20 protein-coding genes are annotated in these 20,194 nt (G+C 70.5%); 15 read left to right on the forward strand and 5 right to left on the reverse strand.

Annotation, left to right across the window (positions count from 1 at the left end; translation table 11 throughout):
- Positions 1-871 (reverse strand): MMPL family transporter (locus tag ACIA8X_RS42265; RefSeq protein WP_399460547.1); only part of this gene is annotated, 871 nt, incomplete at its 3' end.
- Between the two features lie 122 nt (positions 872-993).
- Here ACIA8X_RS42265 and rpe point away from each other — a divergent pair.
- The 7 genes from rpe (at position 994) to ACIA8X_RS42300 (ending at position 7,572) form a co-directional block, all read left to right on the forward strand.
- Positions 994-1,680 (forward strand): ribulose-phosphate 3-epimerase, encoded by a 687-nt coding sequence (rpe, locus tag ACIA8X_RS42270; protein ID WP_393461543.1) that lies wholly within the window; start codon positions 994-996, stop codon positions 1,678-1,680.
- 78 nt (positions 1,681-1,758) lie between these two features.
- Positions 1,759-2,802 (forward strand): sugar-binding transcriptional regulator, encoded by a 1,044-nt coding sequence (locus tag ACIA8X_RS42275; RefSeq protein ID WP_393461541.1) that lies wholly within the window; start codon positions 1,759-1,761, stop codon positions 2,800-2,802.
- 26 nt (positions 2,803-2,828) lie between these two features.
- Positions 2,829-3,134: a barstar family protein gene (locus tag ACIA8X_RS42280; RefSeq protein ID WP_399460548.1), complete on the forward strand. Its 306-nt coding sequence runs from the start codon at positions 2,829-2,831 to the stop codon at positions 3,132-3,134.
- A gap of 221 nt (positions 3,135-3,355) precedes the next feature.
- The gene (locus ACIA8X_RS42285; protein ID WP_393461537.1) at positions 3,356-4,798 is read left to right on the forward strand and encodes a GuaB1 family IMP dehydrogenase-related protein; all 1,443 of its coding nucleotides are present in this window, start codon (positions 3,356-3,358) and stop codon (positions 4,796-4,798) included.
- Positions 4,799-4,891: 93 nt separating this feature from the next.
- Positions 4,892-5,386, forward strand: a complete 495-nt coding sequence (locus ACIA8X_RS42290) for a GNAT family N-acetyltransferase (protein ID WP_399460549.1) — start codon at positions 4,892-4,894, stop codon at positions 5,384-5,386.
- Between the two features lie 232 nt (positions 5,387-5,618).
- Positions 5,619-7,109 carry an amino acid permease gene (locus ACIA8X_RS42295; RefSeq protein WP_399460550.1) on the forward strand — a complete coding sequence of 497 codons (1,491 nt, stop codon included), beginning with the start codon at positions 5,619-5,621 and terminating at the stop codon, positions 7,107-7,109.
- Between the two features lie 10 nt (positions 7,110-7,119).
- On the forward strand, positions 7,120-7,572 hold the full coding sequence (locus ACIA8X_RS42300; RefSeq protein ID WP_048581051.1) for an Lrp/AsnC family transcriptional regulator: 453 nt from the start codon (positions 7,120-7,122) through the stop codon (positions 7,570-7,572).
- Here the strand turns inward: ACIA8X_RS42300 and ACIA8X_RS42305 are convergent.
- The gene (locus ACIA8X_RS42305) at positions 7,565-7,984 is read right to left on the reverse strand and encodes a hypothetical protein (protein ID WP_393461533.1); all 420 of its coding nucleotides are present in this window, start codon (positions 7,982-7,984) and stop codon (positions 7,565-7,567) included. The genes ACIA8X_RS42300 and ACIA8X_RS42305 overlap by 8 nt on opposite strands.
- A gap of 79 nt (positions 7,985-8,063) precedes the next feature.
- On the reverse strand, positions 8,064-8,804 hold the full coding sequence (locus tag ACIA8X_RS42310) for a GntR family transcriptional regulator (RefSeq protein WP_399460551.1): 741 nt from the start codon (positions 8,802-8,804) through the stop codon (positions 8,064-8,066).
- Between the two features lie 212 nt (positions 8,805-9,016).
- On the opposite strand from ACIA8X_RS42310, the gene ACIA8X_RS42315 reads away from it, so the two are divergent.
- The 6 genes from ACIA8X_RS42315 (at position 9,017) to ACIA8X_RS42340 (ending at position 15,776) form a co-directional block, all read left to right on the forward strand.
- A complete protein-coding gene (locus ACIA8X_RS42315) occupies positions 9,017-10,174 on the forward strand; it encodes an ABC transporter substrate-binding protein (RefSeq protein ID WP_393461529.1) in 1,158 nt (385 codons plus the stop codon).
- Positions 10,171-11,070, forward strand: a complete 900-nt coding sequence (locus ACIA8X_RS42320; RefSeq protein WP_393461527.1) for an ABC transporter permease — start codon at positions 10,171-10,173, stop codon at positions 11,068-11,070. The genes ACIA8X_RS42315 and ACIA8X_RS42320 overlap by 4 nt, the downstream gene beginning before the upstream one ends.
- Entirely contained in the window at positions 11,058-11,870 is an 813-nt protein-coding gene (locus ACIA8X_RS42325) for an ABC transporter permease (protein ID WP_393461525.1), read from the forward strand. The genes ACIA8X_RS42320 and ACIA8X_RS42325 overlap by 13 nt, the downstream gene beginning before the upstream one ends.
- Positions 11,871-11,873: 3 nt before the next feature.
- Positions 11,874-12,956 (forward strand): ABC transporter ATP-binding protein, encoded by a 1,083-nt coding sequence (locus tag ACIA8X_RS42330; RefSeq protein ID WP_399460552.1) that lies wholly within the window; start codon positions 11,874-11,876, stop codon positions 12,954-12,956.
- Between the two features lie 78 nt (positions 12,957-13,034).
- Positions 13,035-14,459, forward strand: a complete 1,425-nt coding sequence (locus ACIA8X_RS42335) for an HAD-IA family hydrolase (RefSeq protein ID WP_399460553.1) — start codon at positions 13,035-13,037, stop codon at positions 14,457-14,459.
- Positions 14,460-14,579: 120 nt separating this feature from the next.
- A complete protein-coding gene (locus tag ACIA8X_RS42340; RefSeq protein ID WP_393461519.1) occupies positions 14,580-15,776 on the forward strand; it encodes an MFS transporter in 1,197 nt (398 codons plus the stop codon).
- Here the strand turns inward: ACIA8X_RS42340 and ACIA8X_RS42345 are convergent.
- Positions 15,745-16,329 carry a Repetin gene (locus tag ACIA8X_RS42345; protein ID WP_399460554.1) on the reverse strand — a complete coding sequence of 195 codons (585 nt, stop codon included), beginning with the start codon at positions 16,327-16,329 and terminating at the stop codon, positions 15,745-15,747. The two genes, ACIA8X_RS42340 and ACIA8X_RS42345, sit on opposite strands and share 32 nt — an antisense overlap.
- Before the next feature lie 299 nt (positions 16,330-16,628).
- Here ACIA8X_RS42345 and ACIA8X_RS42350 point away from each other — a divergent pair, with 299 nt between their 5' ends.
- Together ACIA8X_RS42350 and ACIA8X_RS42355 are read left to right on the forward strand one after the other, a co-directional pair.
- On the forward strand, positions 16,629-17,417 hold the full coding sequence (locus ACIA8X_RS42350; protein ID WP_393461515.1) for a carbon-nitrogen hydrolase family protein: 789 nt from the start codon (positions 16,629-16,631) through the stop codon (positions 17,415-17,417).
- A gap of 50 nt (positions 17,418-17,467) precedes the next feature.
- The gene (locus ACIA8X_RS42355) at positions 17,468-19,171 is read left to right on the forward strand and encodes a flavin monoamine oxidase family protein (protein ID WP_393461513.1); all 1,704 of its coding nucleotides are present in this window, start codon (positions 17,468-17,470) and stop codon (positions 19,169-19,171) included.
- 58 nt (positions 19,172-19,229) lie between these two features.
- Here ACIA8X_RS42355 and ACIA8X_RS42360 read toward each other — a convergent pair whose 3' ends face one another.
- The gene (locus ACIA8X_RS42360; RefSeq protein WP_393461511.1) at positions 19,230-20,159 is read right to left on the reverse strand and encodes an LLM class F420-dependent oxidoreductase; all 930 of its coding nucleotides are present in this window, start codon (positions 20,157-20,159) and stop codon (positions 19,230-19,232) included.
- Positions 20,160-20,194: the final 35 nt, after the last annotated feature.

Below are 20,194 nucleotides of genomic sequence, written 5' to 3' on the forward strand. Positions count from 1 at the left end.
CCAGACCCCGCTTCGGCCCTGAAGGGGCCTCGTCCTCAAACGCCGGACGGGCTGGGATTGTGGTCGGCGTCTGTGGGTGGGTGGGGGTTGGGGACGGCCGTGTTTGTCCTCGAAGGCCGGACGGGCTGCCCAGGGCGGCGGTGAAGGACAGGATCACCGTGCCGATCAGGGGAGCGGGGCGATCAGGGCGCGGAGCAGCGCGCACAGGATCAGCAGGACGACCAGCAGGACCAGCGGGATGATCACGAGGTTGGGTGGGGCTGCGATAGGTCAGCAGGAGCATCACGATCACCACCGCCATCGCCGACAGCAGGAGCGTGGAGTCGATGCCCTCGAAGGCCTCGGCGAAGTCCGCGGAGGTGCCGCCCGGGCCCGTGATGTGCACGGCCGGACCGGCGCCGCCCTCGCCGACCACATCCCCGATGGAGTCGACCGCGGGCGCGATACGTTCCCAGCCCTGCTCGTCCATGGTGATCGGGACCTGGACCTGGACCTGGGCCGCGCGCGGGTCCACCTCGCGGTCGAAGACCGGGCCCCGGGTCTCGGCGCCCCGGACGCCGTGGTCGGTCAGCTGCTTGAGCCGGTCGACGTCCTCGGTGATCGCCGCCCGGTCCTGTGCCGTCAGGCCGCCGTCACGGGCGTAGACGACGATCGCGGGGATCTGCTCCGGCCTGAAGTTCTCGGAGATCTCCAGGACTTGGGTGGACTCGGCGGAGCCGGGCAGCCACGAGGCCGCGTCGTTGTCCTGGGCGTCGGCCAGCTTCTGGGCGAACGGTACGGTCAGGAACAGCACCTCCAGCCACAGGACGAGCACCACCCACTTGGCGCGCCGCCCGCAGACAAGGTGCGCGATGCCTCGGCTCCCGCTCATGGCCACCCCCGCAGCCGGTTGGCCGCCAAGGAAGGCACGTGCGGCCCGGACACAACATCCGATGAACGTCTCAGGTCTGTACCGGCGCGAACATTCGTGCCCGGACGTGGCAGTCTTGGGTCATGGCCGCGCAGATCAACCCCAGCATCCTGTCCGCCGACTTCGCCCGCCTCGCGGACGAGGCCAAGGCGGTCGAAGGCGCCGACTGGCTCCACGTCGACGTGATGGACAACCATTTCGTCCCGAACCTCACGCTTGGCGTGCCGGTCGTAGAGTCCCTGGCCCGTGCGACGGACACCCCGCTGGACTGCCATCTGATGATCGAGGCCCCCGATCGGTGGGCGCCCCAGTACGTGGAAGCGGGGGCCTCCTCCGTCACCTTCCATGTCGAGGCCGCCGCGGCTCCCGTGCGGCTGGCCCGGGAGATCCGGGCCAAGGGCGCGCGTGCCTCCATGGCGCTGAAGCCCGCGACGCCCATCGAGCCGTACGAGGATCTGCTCCCCGAGCTCGACATGCTGCTGATCATGACGGTCGAGCCGGGCTTCGGCGGTCAGGCGTTTCTCGACATCATGCTTCCGAAGATCCGCCGCACCCGTGAGTTGATCAGCAAGCACGGTCTGGAGTTGTGGCTCCAGGTAGATGGCGGTGTAGCGGCCTCGACCATCGAGCGGTGCGCCGAGGCCGGTGCCGATGTCTTCGTCGCCGGTTCGGCGGTGTACGGGGCAAAGGACCCGGCCGAAGCGGTCCGTGCGCTGCGTGCTCAAGCGGAGGCGGTGACGAAGACCGCCGCCTGGGCGTGCGACCACTGAGCCAAGGGAACGTGAACGGCGCCCATCAGGGCGGATCAAGAGCGCCGGATCTGCAAGGATGAACGGCGAATCCAGAGTGTGAACAGCAGTGAGGAGATCGCCGTGTCGGGTATGTCGGCGGGCCGGTCAGCCATGCGGATGGGACCCGCTGAGCTGGTGCAGGCGGCGGCCATGGCCCGCCGCTTCTACCTCGAGGGCAAGTCCAAGATCCAGATCGCGGAGGAGTTCGGCGTCAGCCGCTTCAAGGTGGCCCGGGTTCTGGAGACCGCTCTCGAACGGGATCTGGTGCGCATCGAGATCCGTGTGCCGGCCGAGCTGGACGCGGAGCGCTCCGACGCGCTGCGCGCCCGGTACGGCCTCAGGCACGCCGTCGTGGTCGAGTCCCCGGCCGAGGCCGAGGAGACGCCCGACCCCGAGAACCTGGGAGAGGTGGCCGCCGATCTGCTCGGCGAGCTGGTGAACGAAGGGGATGTACTGGGACTGGCGTGGGGCCGGTCCACCATCCACATGGCAGCGGCCCTCGACCGGCTGCCGCCGTGCACCGTGGTGCAGCTGACGGGCGTCTACGACGCCGGGACCGCCGAGCGCGGTTCGGTGGAGGCCGTACGGCGGGCCGCGCAGGTCTCCGGCGGCGACGCGCACCCCATCTACGCGCCGATGCTGCTGCCGGACGCGGCCACTGCGGCGGCGCTGCGCCACCAGACCGGGATCGCCCGCGCCTTCGAATACTTCGACAAGGTCACGGTCGCCTGTGTCTCCATCGGCTCCTGGGAGCCCGGTATCTCGACGGTGCACGACATGCTCAGCGACGAGGAGCGGGCGCACTACGCCTCCCTCGGCGTCGCCGCCGAGATGTCCGCGCACCTCTTCGACGGGGAGGGGCGCCGGGTCGGGCGTGACCTCGGCGAGCGGTGCATCACCGTCAAGGCCGACCAGCTCCGCCGTATCCCCGAGGTCGTCGCCATCGCGGGCGGGGCGCGGAAGGCTGCCGCCATCGACGCGGTGCTGCGCTCGGGGCTCGTCACCAGCCTGGTGACGGACACGTCGGCGGCGGACGTGCTGATGGCGGCGGGGGCGACGCCGAAGCCGGCGCTCAACAGGGCCGATCCGGACGGAAGCTGACGGAATGTCAGGAGAACGGGGCTGATATGACGGAGCTCGTGGTCACGCTGGACCTCGACGGGGTCACCGACAAGGCCGGTCTGATGGACCGCTGCGCCGGTGCCCTGCGGCTGCCCGACTGGTTCGGCCGCAACTGGGACGCGCTGGCCGACTCCCTCTCCGACCACACGGTCTGGCCGGAGGGGGCCGTCGAGCGGGGGCTGCTGGTCGTCGTACGGAACTGGCAGCCGTACGCGAAGACCAAGCCCGAGGAGTGGGCGGTCGCGCAGGACGTGTTCAGGGACGCGGTCGCCCGCGCGTCCTCGCTCACCGTGGCGCTCGCCCTCGGGTGACGCCTACCGCGCGGGCTGACGGTCGAGTTCCCTGTGCGGCGCGTGCCGCACTCTCGTATGTCTGACGGCGGTATTGGAGGTTCCTCCTAAGGGACCTCTGACCTGCTTGGATGATGTGACCGTGCATCGCAATCCGGTCAGCATGGGACAATGAAGTACGTGCTCCTCCCCCTGGCTGACCTGTCCGGGGGCCACCTCTGATCGACTGGGATGTGCAGCACGTGCGTTTCCTCAATGACATCCAGCCCGCGTACGACCTGACGTACGACGACGTCTTCATGGTCCCGAGCCGCAGTGCGGTCGGCTCGCGGCAGGGCGTGGACCTCAGCTCCCCGGACGGCACGGGCACCACCATCCCGCTGGTCGTCGCCAACATGACCGCCATCGCGGGCCGCCGTATGGCCGAGACGATGGCCCGGCGCGGCGGGCTGGTGGTCATCCCGCAGGACATCCCGATCGAGGTCGTCACCGAGGTCGTCTCCTGGGTGAAGAGTCGCCACCACGTCCTTGACACCCCGATCGTGCTGGCCCCGCACCAGACCGTCGCCGACGCGCTGGCCCTGCTGCCCAAGCGCGCGCACAACGCCGGTGTCGTCGTCGACGAGGACCACAAGCCGATCGGTGTCGTCACCGACTCCGACCTCTCCGGCGTGGACCGCTTCACGCAGCTCGAAGTGGTCATGTCCCGCGACCTGCTGATCATCGACGCGGACCTCGACCCGCGCGAGGCCTTCAACACCCTCGACCACCACAACCGGCGCTACGCCCCGGCCGTGGACGCCGACGGCCGCCTCGTCGGCATCCTCACCCGCAAGGGCGCCCTGCGCGCCACGCTGTACACGCCGGCCGTCGACGCGAACGGCAAGCTGCGCATAGCGGCCGCCGTCGGTATCAACGGCGACGTCGCGGGCAAGGCCAAGCAGCTGCTCGACGCGGGTGTCGACACGCTGGTCATCGACACGGCGCACGGCCACCAGGAGTCGATGATCGCCGCGATCAGGACCGTGCGCGCGCTCGATCCGCAGGTGCCGATCGTCGCGGGCAACATCGTTGCCGCGGAGGGTGTGCGGGATCTGATCGAAGCGGGCGCCGACATCATCAAGGTCGGTGTCGGCCCGGGCGCGATGTGCACCACCCGCATGATGACCGGCGTCGGCCGGCCGCAGTTCTCGGCGGTGCTGGAGTGCGCGGCCGAGGCGAAGAAGTACGGCAAGCACGTGTGGGCCGACGGCGGCGTCCGGCACCCGCGCGATGTCGCCATGGCGCTGGCCGCCGGCGCGTCCAACGTGATGGTCGGGTCCTGGTTCGCGGGGACGTACGAGTCGCCGGGTGACCTTCAGCACGATGCTCAGGGGCGGGCGTACAAGGAGTCCTTCGGCATGGCCTCCGCGCGCGCCGTGCGCAACCGTACGTCCGAGGAGTCGTCGTACGACCGCGCCCGCAAGGCCCTGTTCGAGGAGGGCATCTCCACCTCCCGCATGTTCCTCGACCCGGCCCGCCCGGGCGTGGAGGACCTGATCGACTCGATCATCGCGGGCGTGCGGTCGTCCTGCACCTACGCCGGTGCCGGCTCCCTGGAGGAGTTCGCCGAGAAGGCGGTCGTCGGCATCCAGAGCGCGGCCGGCTACGCGGAGGGCAAGCCGCTGCACGCCAGCTGGAACTGACGCCTCGTCAATGCCCTTGTGCACGGCCCCCGTTGTCCCGCCCGCCGGGAAAATGAGGGGCCGTTCCGCATGCCTGGGCCCTACCGTCGGCGCATGGAGATCGCCGCCTGCAGGGCCGAGGACATCCAGGTGCTGGACCGCTTCATGCCGTCGCACAGCATCGACGGCAACCATGCCGCCCGCTTCGCACGGCAGGAGGCGGGGGACAGCACCTATCTGATCCCGTGGCTGAACGGCAGGCCCGTGGGCCACGCGGAGGTGCGCTGGACCGGGTGCGCGGCGCCCGAGGTGCGGGCCGCGCACCCGGGCTGCCCCGAGATCAACGGCCTCTTCGTCTGGCCCGAATCGCTTCGCTCCCAAGGCGTCGGCACCGCCCTGGTGCACACCGCCGAGCGACTGGCCCAGGAGCGCGGCGTCGGTGTCATGGGCCTGGGGGTCGGCGACGACAACCCGCGCGCGGCGGCGCTGTACGCACGGCTCGGCTATCGGCCCGCGGTGGCCTACGTCGACCGCTGGGCCCACCTGGACGCCGACGGCGTACGGCATGAGCAGGCCGATCCCTGCGTGTTCCTGGTCAAGGCCCTCTGAAGGGCCCCCGCGCAACGGTCGGAAGCCGCCGCGCAACGAACACCCACCCAACCCCCAGGAACGCAATGATCTTGCGGGTACGCGCAAGGTTGCTGCATTTCACTCGCAACGTCACACCTCATAGGCTGTCGCCTCGTACGTGGCGTGGCAGGGACCCCGCTCGGTGGGTCCCTGGTCTCAGGGGTGCCGCTGGTCCCTGCCGCCCTGACCGGCAGCGAGAAGGAGCCAGCGCGTGCTCGACCAAGACGCACCCCCGCAGTCCCCAGGCCAGTCGGCCGCCCCGGTGTCCCCCGGCGTCGGCGCGCGCCTGATGCGTCGCAAGCCCGTGGAACACCTGGTCGCGGAGGGTGGCCAGGGTGAGGGAGGGTCCCTGCGGCGCTCTCTGGGCATGTGGCAGCTCACCATGATCAGCATCGGTGCCACGCTCGGCACCGGCATCTTCGTCGTCCTCGGCGACGCCGTCCCCAAGGCCGGTCCCGCGGTCACCCTGGCCTTCGTGATCGCCGGACTCACAGCGCTGTTCTCGGCCCTGTCGTACGCCGAGCTGGCGGGCAGCATCCCGGTCGCGGGCTCGTCGTACTCGTATGCGTACGCAACGATGGGCGAGCTGGTCGCTTGGGTCTGCGGCTGGTGTCTGGTGCTGGAGTACGGCGTCTCGGTGGCCGCCGTCGCCGTCGGCTGGGGCGAGTACCTCAACGAGCTGCTCGACGGGACGATAGGCGTCACCATCCCGTCCGTGCTGTCCTCGGCGCCCGGCGAGGGCGGGATCATCAACCTGCCCGCGCTGATCGTCGTCCTGCTGGCGATGGTGTTCCTGCTGGGCGGCGTGCGCGAGTCCGCCCGCGCCAACACGATCATGGTCGCCGTCAAGATCGCCGCGCTGGTGCTGTTCTGCGCGGTCGGCTTCATGGGCTTCAAGTCCGGCAACTACGAGGACTTCATGCCGCTCGGCATGGCGGGCGTGAGCGCCGCGGGTGCGACGCTCTTCTTCTCGTACATCGGCTTCGACGCCGCCTCCACCGCCGGTGAGGAGGCCAAGGACCCCAAGCGGGACCTGCCGCGGGCGATCATGCTCTCGCTGATCATCGTGACCGTGCTGTACGTGCTCGTCGCGGGTGTCGCCGTCGGTGCCTGGAAGTGGACCAAGTTCGAGGGCTCCAGCGCCTCCCTCGCCGCGATCATGAACGACGTCAGCGGCCAGTCCTTCTGGGGCACCCTGCTCGCGCTCGGCGCGGTCATCTCCATCGCGAGCGTCGTGCTCACCGTGCTCTACGGCCAGACCCGCGTCCTGTTCGCGATGTCCCGTGACGGCCTGGTGCCGAAGGCGTTCGGCAAGGTCCACCGCAAGACCGGCGCGCCCCGCCTCAACACGATCATCGTGTCCCTGTTCTGCGGTGCGCTCGCCGCCCTCATCCCGCTGGGCAAGCTCGTCGACGCCACCAGCATCGGCACGCTGTTCGCCTTCGCGCTGGTCAACATCGCGGTGATCGTGCTGCGCGTCAGGCGGCCCGAGCTGGAGCGCACGTTCAGGGTGCCGTTCGGACCGGTGCTGCCGGTGCTGGGCTTCCTGTTCTGCGCGTACAACATGTTCAGCCTCGACACCGTCACCTGGGTGGTGTTCGGGTGCTGGATGGCCGCCGGTCTCGTGTTCTACTTCGTGTACGGCTATCGCCGTTCGCGCCTTGCCACAGCGGGCGCCTCAGTCGCATCAGAAGTGAAGTGAACCACCCGCAGTGCTGAACGATCTCGACGAACGCATCGTGCACGCCCTCGCCGAGGACGCCCGCCGCTCCTACGCGGACATCGGGCAGCTGGTCGGCCTGTCCGCGCCCGCCGTGAAGCGGCGCGTGGACCGGCTGCGTGCGACCGGGGCCATCACCGGGTTCACCGTGCGGGTGGACCCGTCGGCGCTCGGCTGGGAGACCGAGGGGTTCGTCGAGATCTACTGCCGGCACAACACCTCGCCGGACACGATCCGGCGGGGGCTTGAGCGGTACCAGGAGGTTGTGGCCGCGTCCACTGTCACCGGGGACGCGGATGCGGTGGTGCAGGTCTTTGCCTCCGACATGCGGCACTTCGAGCGGGTGCTTGAGCGGATCGCTGGGGAGCCGTTCGTGGAGCGGACCAAGTCTGTGCTGGTGTTGTCGCCGTTGTTGCGGCGGTTTTCTTCCGGGTCGCCTACGTAGTTCGTCGGCTGCGGGCCTGTGGGGGCTTGTCGCGCAGTTCCCCGCGCCCCTGAGCGGCGTTGTCCCGGACTTTCCTGAGCATGTGCCGGATGATCATCGCGTGCCCGCCCGTGCCTATGACGAGCCGTCGATAGACGGCACCCGCCCGGCCAGGAAACCTTGCCCTGCTCTCGGCCCGCAGACGCGTGTGGCATGGGCCCGTCTCGTCCAGGTGGAAGATCAGGGCATAGGTCGAGAAGGGGTGGCGGCCGACGTAGGCCAGCTCGCGGCCCGGGACCGACACCGCCACCCGGAAGCCGCGGGAGCCGTCCATCAAGGCACCCAGCTCGCGCCAGACGGCGTCGGTGTCCGCCTCGACCGTCGTCGCGTGTTCGTCGACGAACGGCAGGGCGGGAATCTCGGTGGCGTCCATACGGGCAGTCTCGCCCGCTTGCCCACTCGCCGGCCTCCTCCGCCAGGTGGACCCGCATAGCCGCTCGGCGGAGGGCGTGTCAGTGGGCCGTCTTCCTTGCCAGCGCGTTGTTGTCGATCGAGTTGTGCACGCTGAAGCTCACCGCGTCCGAGCGGTAGCGGTCGTCCGACCACTCCACCGGGCGGCCCTCGCGGGTCGTCGTCACGCGTCGCACCCGAAGGAGCGGGCTTGTGCGGCGGATGCCGAGGAGTTCGGCGTCCTGGGCGCCGGCCGCCACCGCGTCGATGACGTGCTCGCCGTAGGCGAAGACCAACCCCGTTTCCTCATACAGACGTTGTGTGACGGAGGGGCACTCGGGCTCTATGGCCGCCACGGCAGGGGAGATCCAGTCGGCGTAGACGGTGCGCTCCAGCAGTACCGGCTCGCCGTCCAGGCCGCGGACCCGCAGGACGTGCAACACCGGTGTTCCGGCGCTCAGTTGGAGGCGTACGGCGTCCTCCTTCGTCGCCGGGTGGTACTCCTGCGCCACCACATGGCCGGTCGCCTCCCGGCCCATCGCGTGCGCCCACTGGGCGAAGCTGCGCAGTTCGGCGAAGCTCTGGCTGCGGCGGCTGGCCAGGACGACCCGGCGGGCGCCCTGGCGGGAGCCGATGAGGCCCTCGGCCGTCAGTGCCGCGACGGCCTGGCGGACGGTGCCGCGCGAGACGCCGTAGTGGGTGGCCAGCTCGGTCTCGGAGGGCAGCCTGCTGCCGACCGCGTACTCCTCGCGGTCGATCGCCCGCCGCAGTTCGTCGGCGATCTCCTCGTGTCGCGTCGGCACTGTGTCCCTCCGGATCGGCTGCTGTGCACAGCGTGAACAGGCTAGACGAGACCCTACAGCGATCACGCTTACCCGCGATTGTGCAGGGAATTGGGGGTCAGGATTTCGCGGACGTTTACGCACGCGTCACCACAGGAGGCCTTACTGAGGCCAACTTGTTCAGACAAGTTGCCGCCCTTGAGCGTCCCCGCACTTCTGCGCCCCTTCTTGGAGTGACCGTGTTCCAGCCGAGAACAGCCGTCCTGACCGGCGCCCTCGCCGTCGTCGCCGCGCTCGCCCTGAGCGCCTGCGGCGCCGCCCCCGACAACGCCTCCACCGCCGCCGACGGCAAGAGCGCCGCCACCGCCACCTCCGCCGCCGACTTCGGTGGCATCGACGCCCTGGTCAAGGCGGCGAAGAAGGAGGGCACGCTGCACGCCATCGCGCTGCCCCGTGACTGGGCCAACTACGGCGCCCTCATCGACGGCTTCCAGAAGAAGTACGGCATCAAGATCGAGGTCGAGAGCCCGGACGGCTCCAGCCAGGACGAGATCAACGCCGTGACCACCCGCAAGGGGCAGGACCGGGCGCCGGACGTCCTGGACCTCGGCAGCTCCTTCGCGCTGAGCGCCGCCCAGCAGGGGCTGCTCGCGCCCTACAAGGTGCAGGCCTTCGGTGACATCCCCGAGGGGCAGAAGGACGCGCAGGGCCGCTGGTTCAACGACTACGGCGGCTACATCTCCATCGGCTGCGACGCCAAGCGCGTCAAGGAGTGCCCGAAGACCTTCGCCGACCTGCTCAAGCCGCAGTACAAGGGTCAGGTCGCCCTCAACGGCAACCCCACCAAGTCGGGTTCGGCCTTCGGCGGCGTCTACGCGGCGGCCCTCGCGAGCGGCGGCTCCTTCGACGACATCCAGCCCGGCCTCGACTTCTTCGCCAAGCTGAAGAAGAACGGCAACTACACGCCCGTCGAGTCGACCCCGGCCACCGTCGAGAAGGGCGAGACGCCCATCAGCATCGACTGGGACTACCTGAACGCCGGATATGCCGAGGAGTTCAAGTCCAAGGGCGTCGACTGGCAGGTGTCGGTGCCGAGCGACGGCCAGTTCTCGCAGTACTACTCCCAGGCCATCAACAAGGACGCCCCGCATCCCGCGGCCGCCCGCCTGTGGCAGGAGTACCTCTACAGCGCCGAGGGCCAGAACCTGTGGCTGAAGGGCTACGCCCGACCGGCCCTGATGACGGCCATGGAGAAGGCCGGCACCCTCGACGAGACGGCCGCGGCCAAGCTGCCCAAGGTCTCCGGGACGCCCTCCTTCCCGACCGAGGAGCAGCAGAACAAGGCCAAGACGGTCCTCGGACAGGGCTGGGCGAAGGCCATCTCCGGATGACGGCCACCCTCACCGGGATCGACACGGCGCCCGCCGCTGCGCGCAAGCGGCGGCGCCGTGCCCTCGGCGGCTCGCTCGCCGTCCTCCCGCTGCTCGTCTTCACCGCGCTCGCCTTCGGGCTGCCCGCCCTGGCCATGCTGGACGGCGCCTTCACCGTCAAGGACCCGGCCACGGGGGCGACTTCGTACAGCGCCGAGAACCTGACGAACTCGCTCCAGGGCGCCTACCTCACCGCCCTGCTCGGCAGCGTCAAGCTGTCCGCAGTCTCGGCCGCGCTCGGCGCCCTCCTCGGGCTGCCGCTCGCCCAGGCCGTGGTGACCTCCCGCTTCCGCGCCCTGCGCGAGGCCGTGCTCACCGCGTCCGGGGTGCTCGCCAACTTCGGCGGCGTCCCGCTGGCCTTCGCCTTCGTCGCCACGCTCGGCAACGCCGGTGTGCTGACCCGCCACCTGGGCCTGAAGGACAAGGGCTGGGATCTCTACAGCTTCTGGGGCCTGGTCCTCGTCTACCTGTACTTCCTGATCCCGCTGATGGTCCTCACCATCACCCCGGCCCTGGACGGCCTGCGCTCCCAGTGGCGCGAGGCCGCGCAGAACAACGGCGCCACCGCCGTGCAGTACTGGCGGCACGTGGCCCTGCCCGTGCTGCTGCCCACGCTGCTCGGAGGGTTCGTCCTGCTCTTCGGCAGCGCCTTCGCCGCGTACGCCACCGCCGCCGCCATGGTGGGCAGTTCCGTCCCGCTGGTCACCCTCCAGATCGCCGACGCCCTCTCCGGCAACGTCCTGGTCGGCCAGGAGAACGTGGCGCTCGCCCTCAGCCTCGACATGGTCCTGGTCGCCGGCCTGGTCATGGCGGTGTATCTGCCCCTGCAACGACGGAGCGCGCGATGGCTCGCCTGAACCTGTGGCGGTGGGGCGTGCTCGGCCTCGCCGGACTGTACTTCCTGGTGCCGCTCGCGGCGTCGGTGGTCTTCACGGTCGACGTGCCCGGGCAGGGGCTCACCCTCGACGCCTACACCCAGATCTTCTCTACCGAGGGCTTCACCTCCAGCCTGCTGCTCTCCCTGGAGCTGGCGCTCGCCACCATCGCCGTCGTCCTGCTGCTGATGGTGCCCGCCATGGTCGCGCTGCGGCTCGGCGCGCCCCGGCTTCGGCCGGTCGTCGAGATCGTGTGCTCGCTGCCGCTGGTCGTGCCGCCGATCGCGTTCGTCGCAGGGATCGGGACGGTGCTGAAGTGGGGGCCCGAGCACCTGTCGCGGACCCCGCTGTTCCAGACGTTCGTCGCGATCCAGAACCCCGACTTCCCGTTCGTGCTCGTCCTCGCCTACGTCGTGATGGCGCTGCCGTTCGTGTACCGGGCCCTGGACGCCGGGCTGCGCGCAATCGACGTACGCACCCTGGTGGAGGCCGCCCGCAGCTGCGGCGCGAGCTGGCCGCAGGCGCTGACGCAGGCCGTCCTGCCCAACCTCCGCGGCGCCCTGCTCAACGCCTCCTTCCTCACCCTCGCCCTGGTGCTCGGCGAGTTCACGGTCGCGCAGCTGCTCGGCTTCCAGCCCTTCGCCGTGTGGATCGTGAACGTCAGCGGCTCGCAGGCCCAGCTGTCCGTCGCCGTGTCCGTGCTCAGCCTGCTCGTGACCTGGGTGCTGCTCCTCGTGCTCGCCGGCTTCGGCGGCCGTACCCGTCCTACCTCCCGGGGATGAACCATGACCGTGCTTGAAAAGACAGCGTCAGTAGAGGCAGCGGCGCAGGCCGCCACCGTCGAATTCCGGGGACTGCGCCGGGAGTTCGGGCCCACCGTCGCCCTCGACGGACTCGACCTGACCGTCCAGCCGGGTGAACTCCTCGCCCTGCTCGGCCCGTCCGGCTGCGGCAAGACCACCGCGCTGCGCATGCTCGCCGGGTTCGAGCATCCCGACTCGGGCGCGGTGCTGGTGGACGGCGACGACGTCACCGGCATCCCCGCGCACCGCCGGGACGCCGGGATGGTCTTCCAGTCGTACAGCCTCTTCCCGCATCTGAACGCCCTCGACAACGTGGCCTTCGGGCTGCGCATGCGCAAGGTGCGCACCGCCCAACGGCGCGCCCGGGCCGCCGAGTTGCTGGAGCTGGTGGGCCTCGCCGACAAGGGCGAGAGCTACCCGCACCAGCTCTCCGGCGGCCAGCAGCAGCGCATCGCCCTGGCCCGCGCCCTCGCGCTGCGCCCGCGCGTCCTGCTGCTGGACGAGCCGCTGTCGGCGCTCGACGCCAAGGTGCGGCTGACGCTGCGCGAGGAGATCCGGCGCCTCCAGCGGGAGCTGGGCATCACCACCCTCTTCGTCACCCACGACCAGGAGGAGGCCCTGTCCATGGCCGACCGGGTCGCGGTCATGCGCTCCGGACGCCTCGAACAGTGCGCCGCCCCGGCCGAGTTGTACGGCCGCCCCGCCACCGCCTTCGTCGCCGAGTTCGTCGGCACGATGAGCCGCATTCCGGGCCGGCTCGTCGAGGGCGGCGTCGAGGTGCTGGGCCGGCGGCTGCCCGTCGACGGCGACCTACCCTCGGTGGCCGACGTCGACGTGCTCGTGCGACCGGAGTCGGTGGACGTGCGCGCCGACGACGCCTCCGACGCGCGCGTGGTCGCCACGGCCTTCCTCGGCGCCACCACCCGGCTGACCGTACGCCTCGCCGACGGCACCGAGGTCAAGGCCGACCTGCCCGCACACGAGTCGGCCGCGCTCGGCGCCGGCGCCGCGGTGAGCGTGTCGCTGCCGGAGCGGCCGGTGCTGGTGGCCGAACGCCGACACTGATCCCTGTACGTCCTTGATCCCCGTACGTCCTTGATCCCCCCACGTATGAACCCCCCCCCGCGCATGAAAGAGACAACCGTGACCCGACTCCCGCTCCAGGCCGTCCTCTTCGACATGGACGGCACGCTCGTCGACACCGAGCGGCTGTGGTGGGAGGCGGTGGAACTCGTCGCCGGGCGGGCGCTGACGGAGGCGGACGAGGCAGACGTGCTCGGCCGGCCCGTCGAGCACACCGCCGCTTGGCTGGCCGCCGCCACGGGTGCCCAGGCGGACGTCCTCGCCGACGAGCTCCACCGGGAGTTCACCGACCGCGTCCGCGCCGGCATCGTCCCCCGCCCCGGCGCGCTCGACCTGCTCGACGCGCTGGCCCGCGAGGGCGTTCCCACGGCCCTGGTGACCGCGTCCCCGAGGGCCGTCGCCGACACGGTCCTGGCAGCTCTGGGAGGCGCGAGCCGGTTCGCCGTCTCCGTCACCGCCGACGACACCGAGCACACCAAGCCCGCCCCCGACCCGTATCTGGCCGCCTGCCGGGTCCTGGGCGTCGACCCGTCCCGGTGCGTCGCCGTCGAGGACACCGAGACCGGCGTCGCCTCCGCCGAGGCCGCCGGGTGCACGGTGCTCGCGGTGCCCTCGCTCGCGCCCATCGAGGCGGTGCCCGGACGGACCGTCGAGGCCAGTCTGGAAGGCGTGACCCCCTCGGCACTGCGCTCCCTGCTGCCGTACCGCCTACGCGTCATGACCTGGAACCTCTGGTACGGCGGCACCAAGGTCCACGACCACCGGGCCAAGCAGCTCAAGGTCATCGCCGAGACCGGCGTGGACGTGGTCGGCCTCCAGGAGACGTACGGCACGGCCGCGGAGGAGCTCGCCGACGCCCTCGGCTGGTACCACCACCGGGCGGGGGAGAACCTCGGAGTCATCAGCCGGTACCCGATCACCGCCCGCTTCGGGGACCCGGACGTCGGGTTCTACGGGGCAGCCGGCGTACGGGTCCGTGTGCACGAGAGAGCCGAGGCGGATGTGTGGACGGTCCATCTGGACTACAAGGAGTACGGCCCCTATGTGATCGACGGTGATCCGACCGCCCACGAGGATGTGCGCCTCGCCCAGATGCGGGACGCTCTCGGCCGCATCGACGACTCCGTGCCCGTCGTCCTCGTCGGCGACTTCAACAGCCCCTCTCACCTGGACCGGCCCGACGTGGCGTGGCCGGTGACGAAGGCCGCCGAGGAGGCAGGGCTGCGGGACTCCTACCGCGAGGCCCACCCGGATCCGGTCGCCCGCCCCGGCCACACCTGGTCGCCGATCCACGCCCTGCACGAGGACGGCAGCGGACGCCCCGAGCCGCAGGACCGGATCGACTTCGTCCTGCACCGGGGCCTGCGCGTGCTCGACTCCGAGACCTACGTCAGTGGGCGCCCGCGCCCCTGGCCGGACGTCGAGGACAACGACTGGCCGTCCGACCACGCGGCCGTGATCACCACATTCTCCCTGCGCGAATGAGCCCGGTCCGCCTACCATCGGTGTCATGACCTGGCGACATTGATCCACCAGCCGTGCCTCCCGAGGGCCGCCTCGGACGCCGTTCCGACGACGTCCGAACCGCCCTTCCGGGAAGGCCTCATGACACTCACACCCGCACGCGTACCCGCCACCGGCGTCCGACGGCTGACGGCCACGCTGTACGGCTACTCGTTCCTCGACGACTTCGTCCTGCTCTACCCGGTGTACGCGCTGCTGTTCGCCGACACCGGCATGTCGCTCTGGCAGATCTCCTCGCTGTTCGCCCTGTGGTCGATCACGGCCGTCGTGCTGGAGGTCCCCTCCGGCGCGCTGGCCGACGCCGTCTCCCGGCGGCTGCTGCTGTGGATCGGCCCGCTGTTCAACGCCGTCGGCTTCGCCCTGTGGGTGATCGTCCCGTCGTACGGGGCCTTCGCGCTCGGGTTCGTCCTGTGGGGCGTCGGCGGAGCACTGTGTTCCGGCTCGCTGGAGGCGCTGGCCTACGACGAGCTGGACCGGCTCGGCGCCGCCGACCGGTACGCGCGCGTGATGGGACGGGTGCGGGCTGCGCGGCTTGCGGCCACCATGGCGTCGATCGGCCTCGCCGGACCGGTGTTCGCACTGGGCGGCTATCGGGCCGTGGGTGTCGCGAGCGTCCTGGCCTGTCTGCTGGCCGCCGCGGTGGCGACCCGGCTGCCGGAGCACCGGACGCGGCCGGAGCACGGTGGTGACGGTTGGTGGGTGACCCTGCGCACCGGCCTCGCCGAAGCCCGCGAGAACCGTTCCGTGCGCGGCGCCCTCCTGCTGATCCCCGCCGTCGCCGCGGTGTGGGGCGCGCTCGACGAGTACACGCCCCTGCTGGCCCGGGAAACCGGCGTCGCGGAGACGACAGTGCCCTACCTGATCCTGCTCGTCTGGACCCTCGTCACGGCGGCCAGCCTGCTGACCGGACCGGCAGAACGCCTCGGCTCCAAGGGGATGGCCTGGCTGCTCGCGGGCTCCGCGCTCGCCCTGGCCGTCGGCGCCGCGACCCGGACCCCGGCCGGCATCGCCCTCGTCGGCCTCGCCTTCGGTGGCTTCCAGCTGGCGGAGGTCCTCGCCGACGTCCGGCTCCAGCACCGGATCGACGAGTCCCGCCGGGCCACGCTCACCTCCGTGGCGAGCCTGGGCACGGAGCTCGCCACGGTGGCCACGTTCGGCGTGTACGCCCTGCTCGGCACGGGCGCTGCGCACAGCACGGTCTTCGCGGTGCTCGCCGTGCCCTACCTGGTGACGGCGCTGGCCCTGGCTAGAACTCGGGCCGCCACGGCACGACGGTGAAGTCGCCCGTCCCCTTCCTGACCTTCTCGAAGGGGGCGGAGCCGACGCACTTGGGCAGCCCCTTCGTCTCGACGGGGTTGCCCGTCGAGGCCCAGCTGTAGCCGAGCCGGTCGTGGTGGCCGACGTCGTGGACGGTGATGCCGACCCGCTTGCCCTCGGCGCCCGGCAGGTCGGAGGAGGTGATGACGCCGGAGACGACGGCCACCTTCCCGCCGGTGAGCAGGCAGTCGACCTCGGCCTTCGCCTTGGCGCCTTCGCCGTTCAGGTAGTGGCTGAACTCGAAGGTGCCGGTGGCTTTTGTCGGGTCGGCGTTGTCCTTCGCCGCCAGGTGCGCGTCGAAGGAGAAGGTGATGTCGTCCCCGGCCGAGCGGTACAGCTTGGCGGTGCCGGTGAGCGCGGCGGCCTCCCGTTGGCGTGGTGCGTCAGAGTTCGACGCGGTGGCGGCCGAGGCCGCGCCGGTGGTGAGCAGGAGGGCGGAGCTGAGCACGACGATCTTCGTACGGCGGTTCAGGGCGATGCCTCGGTGGTTGACGGCGATCCTTCGGCGGTTCATCGTGGTCCCTTTCGGCAGGTCAAGCGGACGATCCCCACTCTCCCGACGCCGCGCCCGCACCACATCGCGTCGGAGACGGGACCCCACCTCCGCCGCCCGGCGGGGACGCGGTAGCGCCCTGCGCCCCGGGAACGAGCGGGCCTACGCCTGTGGGTCGCGCAACGAATCGCCGCCCACCTCCCGCCGTACGCAACAAACCGCTCACCGGCGCGCAACGGCTCCTTCTTGTCTGCCCTGGTCGGCCGCCCGTACCGTCTACGTGGCCCCCACAACCACCCTCCGCCCCGGTGAGGACACGCATGCGCACCGCCCTGCTCCAGAGCTCCGGCCGCCCCGGCTCGACCGTCGAGAACCTCAAGGTCCTCGACGAAGCCGCGAGCCGTGCCGCCGAGGCGGGCGCAGGGCTGCTGGTCGCGCCGGAGATGTTCCTCACCGGCTACGCCATCGGCGACGACATCGCCCGCCTCGCCGAGCCCGCCGACGGCGACTGCGCGGACGCCATCGCCGAGACGGCGACGAGGCACGGCCTGGCGATCGCCTACGGCTACCCCGAGCGCGCGGGCGAGACCGTCTTCAACTCCGCCCAGCTGATCTCCGCCGACGGCATCCGGCTCGCCAACTACCGCAAGACCCACCTCTTCGGCTGCTTCGAGCGCGACCACTTCACGCCGGGCGAGCAGCAGGTCGTCCAAGCCGAGCTCGACGGCCTCCGCGTCGGCATCCTGATCTGCTACGACGTCGAGTTCCCGGAGAACGTCCGCGCCCACGCCCTCGCCGGCACCGACCTGCTGCTCGTCCCGACGGCCCAGATGCACCCGTTCCAGTTCGTCGCCGAGTCGATGATCCCGGTGCGGGCCTTCGAGAACCAGATGTACGTCGCGTACGTCAACCGGGTCGGCCTGGAAGGGGAGTTCGAGTTCGTCGGCCTCTCCACCCTCGCCGGGCCCGACGGAGTCGCCCGCACCCGCGCCGGGCGCGCCGAGGAGCTCCTCCTCGCCGACGTCGACCCCGCCTTCCTCGCCGCGTCCCGCGAGGCGAACCCGTATCTGCAGGACCGCCGCCCCGGCCTCTACGGGTCCCTGGTCTGAACCCCCCTCAGCTTCCCCCGAGTTCACTTCGTGCAAGGAGTCCGTACCGCATGACGTCCATGGTGCCCAACGCCGTCGAGCACACCGACGAGCAGCAGCAGCCGCCGATCACCATGTTCGGCCCGGACTTCCCCTACGCCTACGACGACTTCCTCGCCCACCCGGCGGGGCTCGGCCAGATACCCGCGACCGAGCACGGCACCGAGGTCGCGGTCATCGGCGGCGGTCTGTCCGGCATCGTCGCCGCGTACGAGCTGATGAAGATGGGCCTCAAGCCGGTCGTGTACGAGGCCGACCAGATCGGCGGCCGGCTGCGCACCGTCGGCTTCGACGGCCCCAGCACCGAGGGCCTGACCGCGGAGATGGGCGCGATGCGCTTCCCGCCGTCCTCCACGGCCCTCCAGCACTACATCGACCTGGTGGACCTCAGGACCGAGGCCTTCCCCAACCCCCTTGCCGAGGCGACCCCTTCGACGGTCGTCGACCTCAAGGGCGAGAGCCACTACGCCGAGACGATCGACGATCTCCCGCAGGTCTACCGGGATGTCGCCGACGCCTGGAACAAGTGCCTCGAAGAGGGCGCCGACTTCTCCGACATGAACCGGGCGATGCGCGAGCGGGACGTGCCGCGCATCCGGGAGATCTGGGCGAAGCTCGTCGAGAAGCTCGACAACCAGACCTTCTACGGCTTCCTCTGCGACTCCGAGGCCTTCAGGTCCTTCCGGCACCGCGAGATCTTCGGCCAGGTCGGCTTCGGCACCGGCGGCTGGGACACCGACTTCCCGAACTCCATCCTGGAGATCCTGCGCGTCGTCTACACCGAGGCCGACGACCACCACCGCGGCATCGTCGGCGGCTCCCAGCAGCTGCCCGTGCGCATGTGGGAGCGCGAGCCGGAGAAGATCGTCCACTGGTCCTACGGCACCTCGCTCGCCAAGCTCCACGAGAACGGCGAGCCCCGCCCGGCCGTGACCCGGCTGCACCGTGCCGCCGGCAACCGGATCACCGTGACCGACGCGAACGGCGACATCCGTACCTACCAGGCGGCCGTCTTCACCGCCCAGTCCTGGATGCTGCTGTCGAAGATCGCCTGCGACGACTCGCTCTTCCCGATCGACCACTGGACGGCGATCGAGCGCACCCACTACATGGAGAGCTCGAAGCTGTTCGTCCCGGTCGACCGGCCCTTCTGGCTGGACAAGGACGAGGAGACCGGCCGGGACGTCATGTCGATGACGCTGACCGACCGGATGACGCGCGGGACCTACCTCCTCGACGACGGCCCGGACAAGCCGGCCGTCATCTGCCTCTCCTACACCTGGTGCGACGACAGCCTGAAGTGGCTGCCGCTGTCCGCGAACGAGCGGATGGAGGTCATGCTGAAGTCGCTCGGCGAGATCTATCCGAAGGTCGACATCAGGAAGCACATCATCGGCAACCCGGTGACCGTCTCCTGGGAGAACGAGCCCTACTTCATGGGCGCGTTCAAGGCCAACCTGCCCGGCCACTACCGCTACCAGCGGCGCCTGTTCACGCACTTCATGCAGGACCGGCTGCCCGAGGACAAGCGGGGCATCTTCCTCGCCGGCGACGACATCTCCTGGACGGCCGGCTGGGCCGAGGGCGCGATCCAGACCGCGCTGAACGCGGTCTGGGGCGTGATGCATCACTTCGGCGGCACGACCGACCCCGCCAACCCGGGGCCGGGCGACCGCTACGACGAGATCGCGCCGGTGGAGCTCCCGGAGGACTGAGTTCTCACCGGAGGATTGAGTTCTCAGAGGCCCGGAGGACTGAGTCCTCAGGGGCCCGTCACAGCCCGGCGGCCCGCACCGCCTCGTACAGTTCGGCGGCGACGTCCTTCAGCTCCTCGGCGTCGCGCGCCAGACCCTGGAGCTCGAAGAAGAACTCGTCGAGCCCCTCGGCGGTGTGGGCGGCCAGGTCCTCGACGATCTGCTCGGTGCTGCCCTGGAACGCGGCGCGGTCGGCGCCGTCGTACGCCTTGGCGCTGTACTGCGCGTTGATCCGGACCACCGCCTGGATCGGTTCGGTCCGGCCGCGCTCGGCGGCGAGGTCCCGCAACTGCCGCCACTGTGAGGCGAGTTGCTCGGCGCCCATGGCGATCGGCATCCAGCCGTCGAGGCGGTCGACCAGCCGGGTCATCGCCTTCTTGCTGTTGGTGGGCACCAGGATCGGGATCGGTCGCGCGGGTTTGGGGGAGACCACGGCCGACGCGATCCTGGTGTGCCGGCCCTCGTACCGCACCGGGTCCGGGCCCCACACGGCCCGGCACACGTCGATGACCTCGTCGAGCACCTTGCCCCGCTCCTCGAACGGCGCCAGGCCCGCGGCCGCGTACTCGTCGAGCGACCAGCCGGTGCCGAAGCCCGCCACGACCCGGCCACCGCTCGCCGCGTCCAGCGTGGCGAGGGCCTTGGCCAGCTGGAACGGGTTGTGCAGCGGGGCCACCAGGATGCTGGTGCCGAGCCGGGCCCGCTCGGTGGCCGACACCGCCAGGGTCAGTGTCACCAGGGGATCCGGGACGCCCCGGTACATCTCGGGCCACTCCAGTCCTTCGATGCCGTACAGGCCCTGTGTCTGCGGTTCCGGGAACAGGGCCCGTTCATAGACCCAGAGGCTCTCGTAGCCGATCTGCTCGGCGGTGCGCGCGACGTCCGGTACGTCACGCCCGATGTCGTACTGCTGTGCTTGGGGGAGGCTGAGCCCCAGCCTGATGGCCATCCGTACGCTCCTTTGCGTCGGTTTGTCTCAGACGG

This window comes from Streptomyces sp. NPDC051738, assembly GCF_044453205.1.
GTDB lineage: Bacteria > Actinomycetota > Actinomycetes > Streptomycetales > Streptomycetaceae > Streptomyces.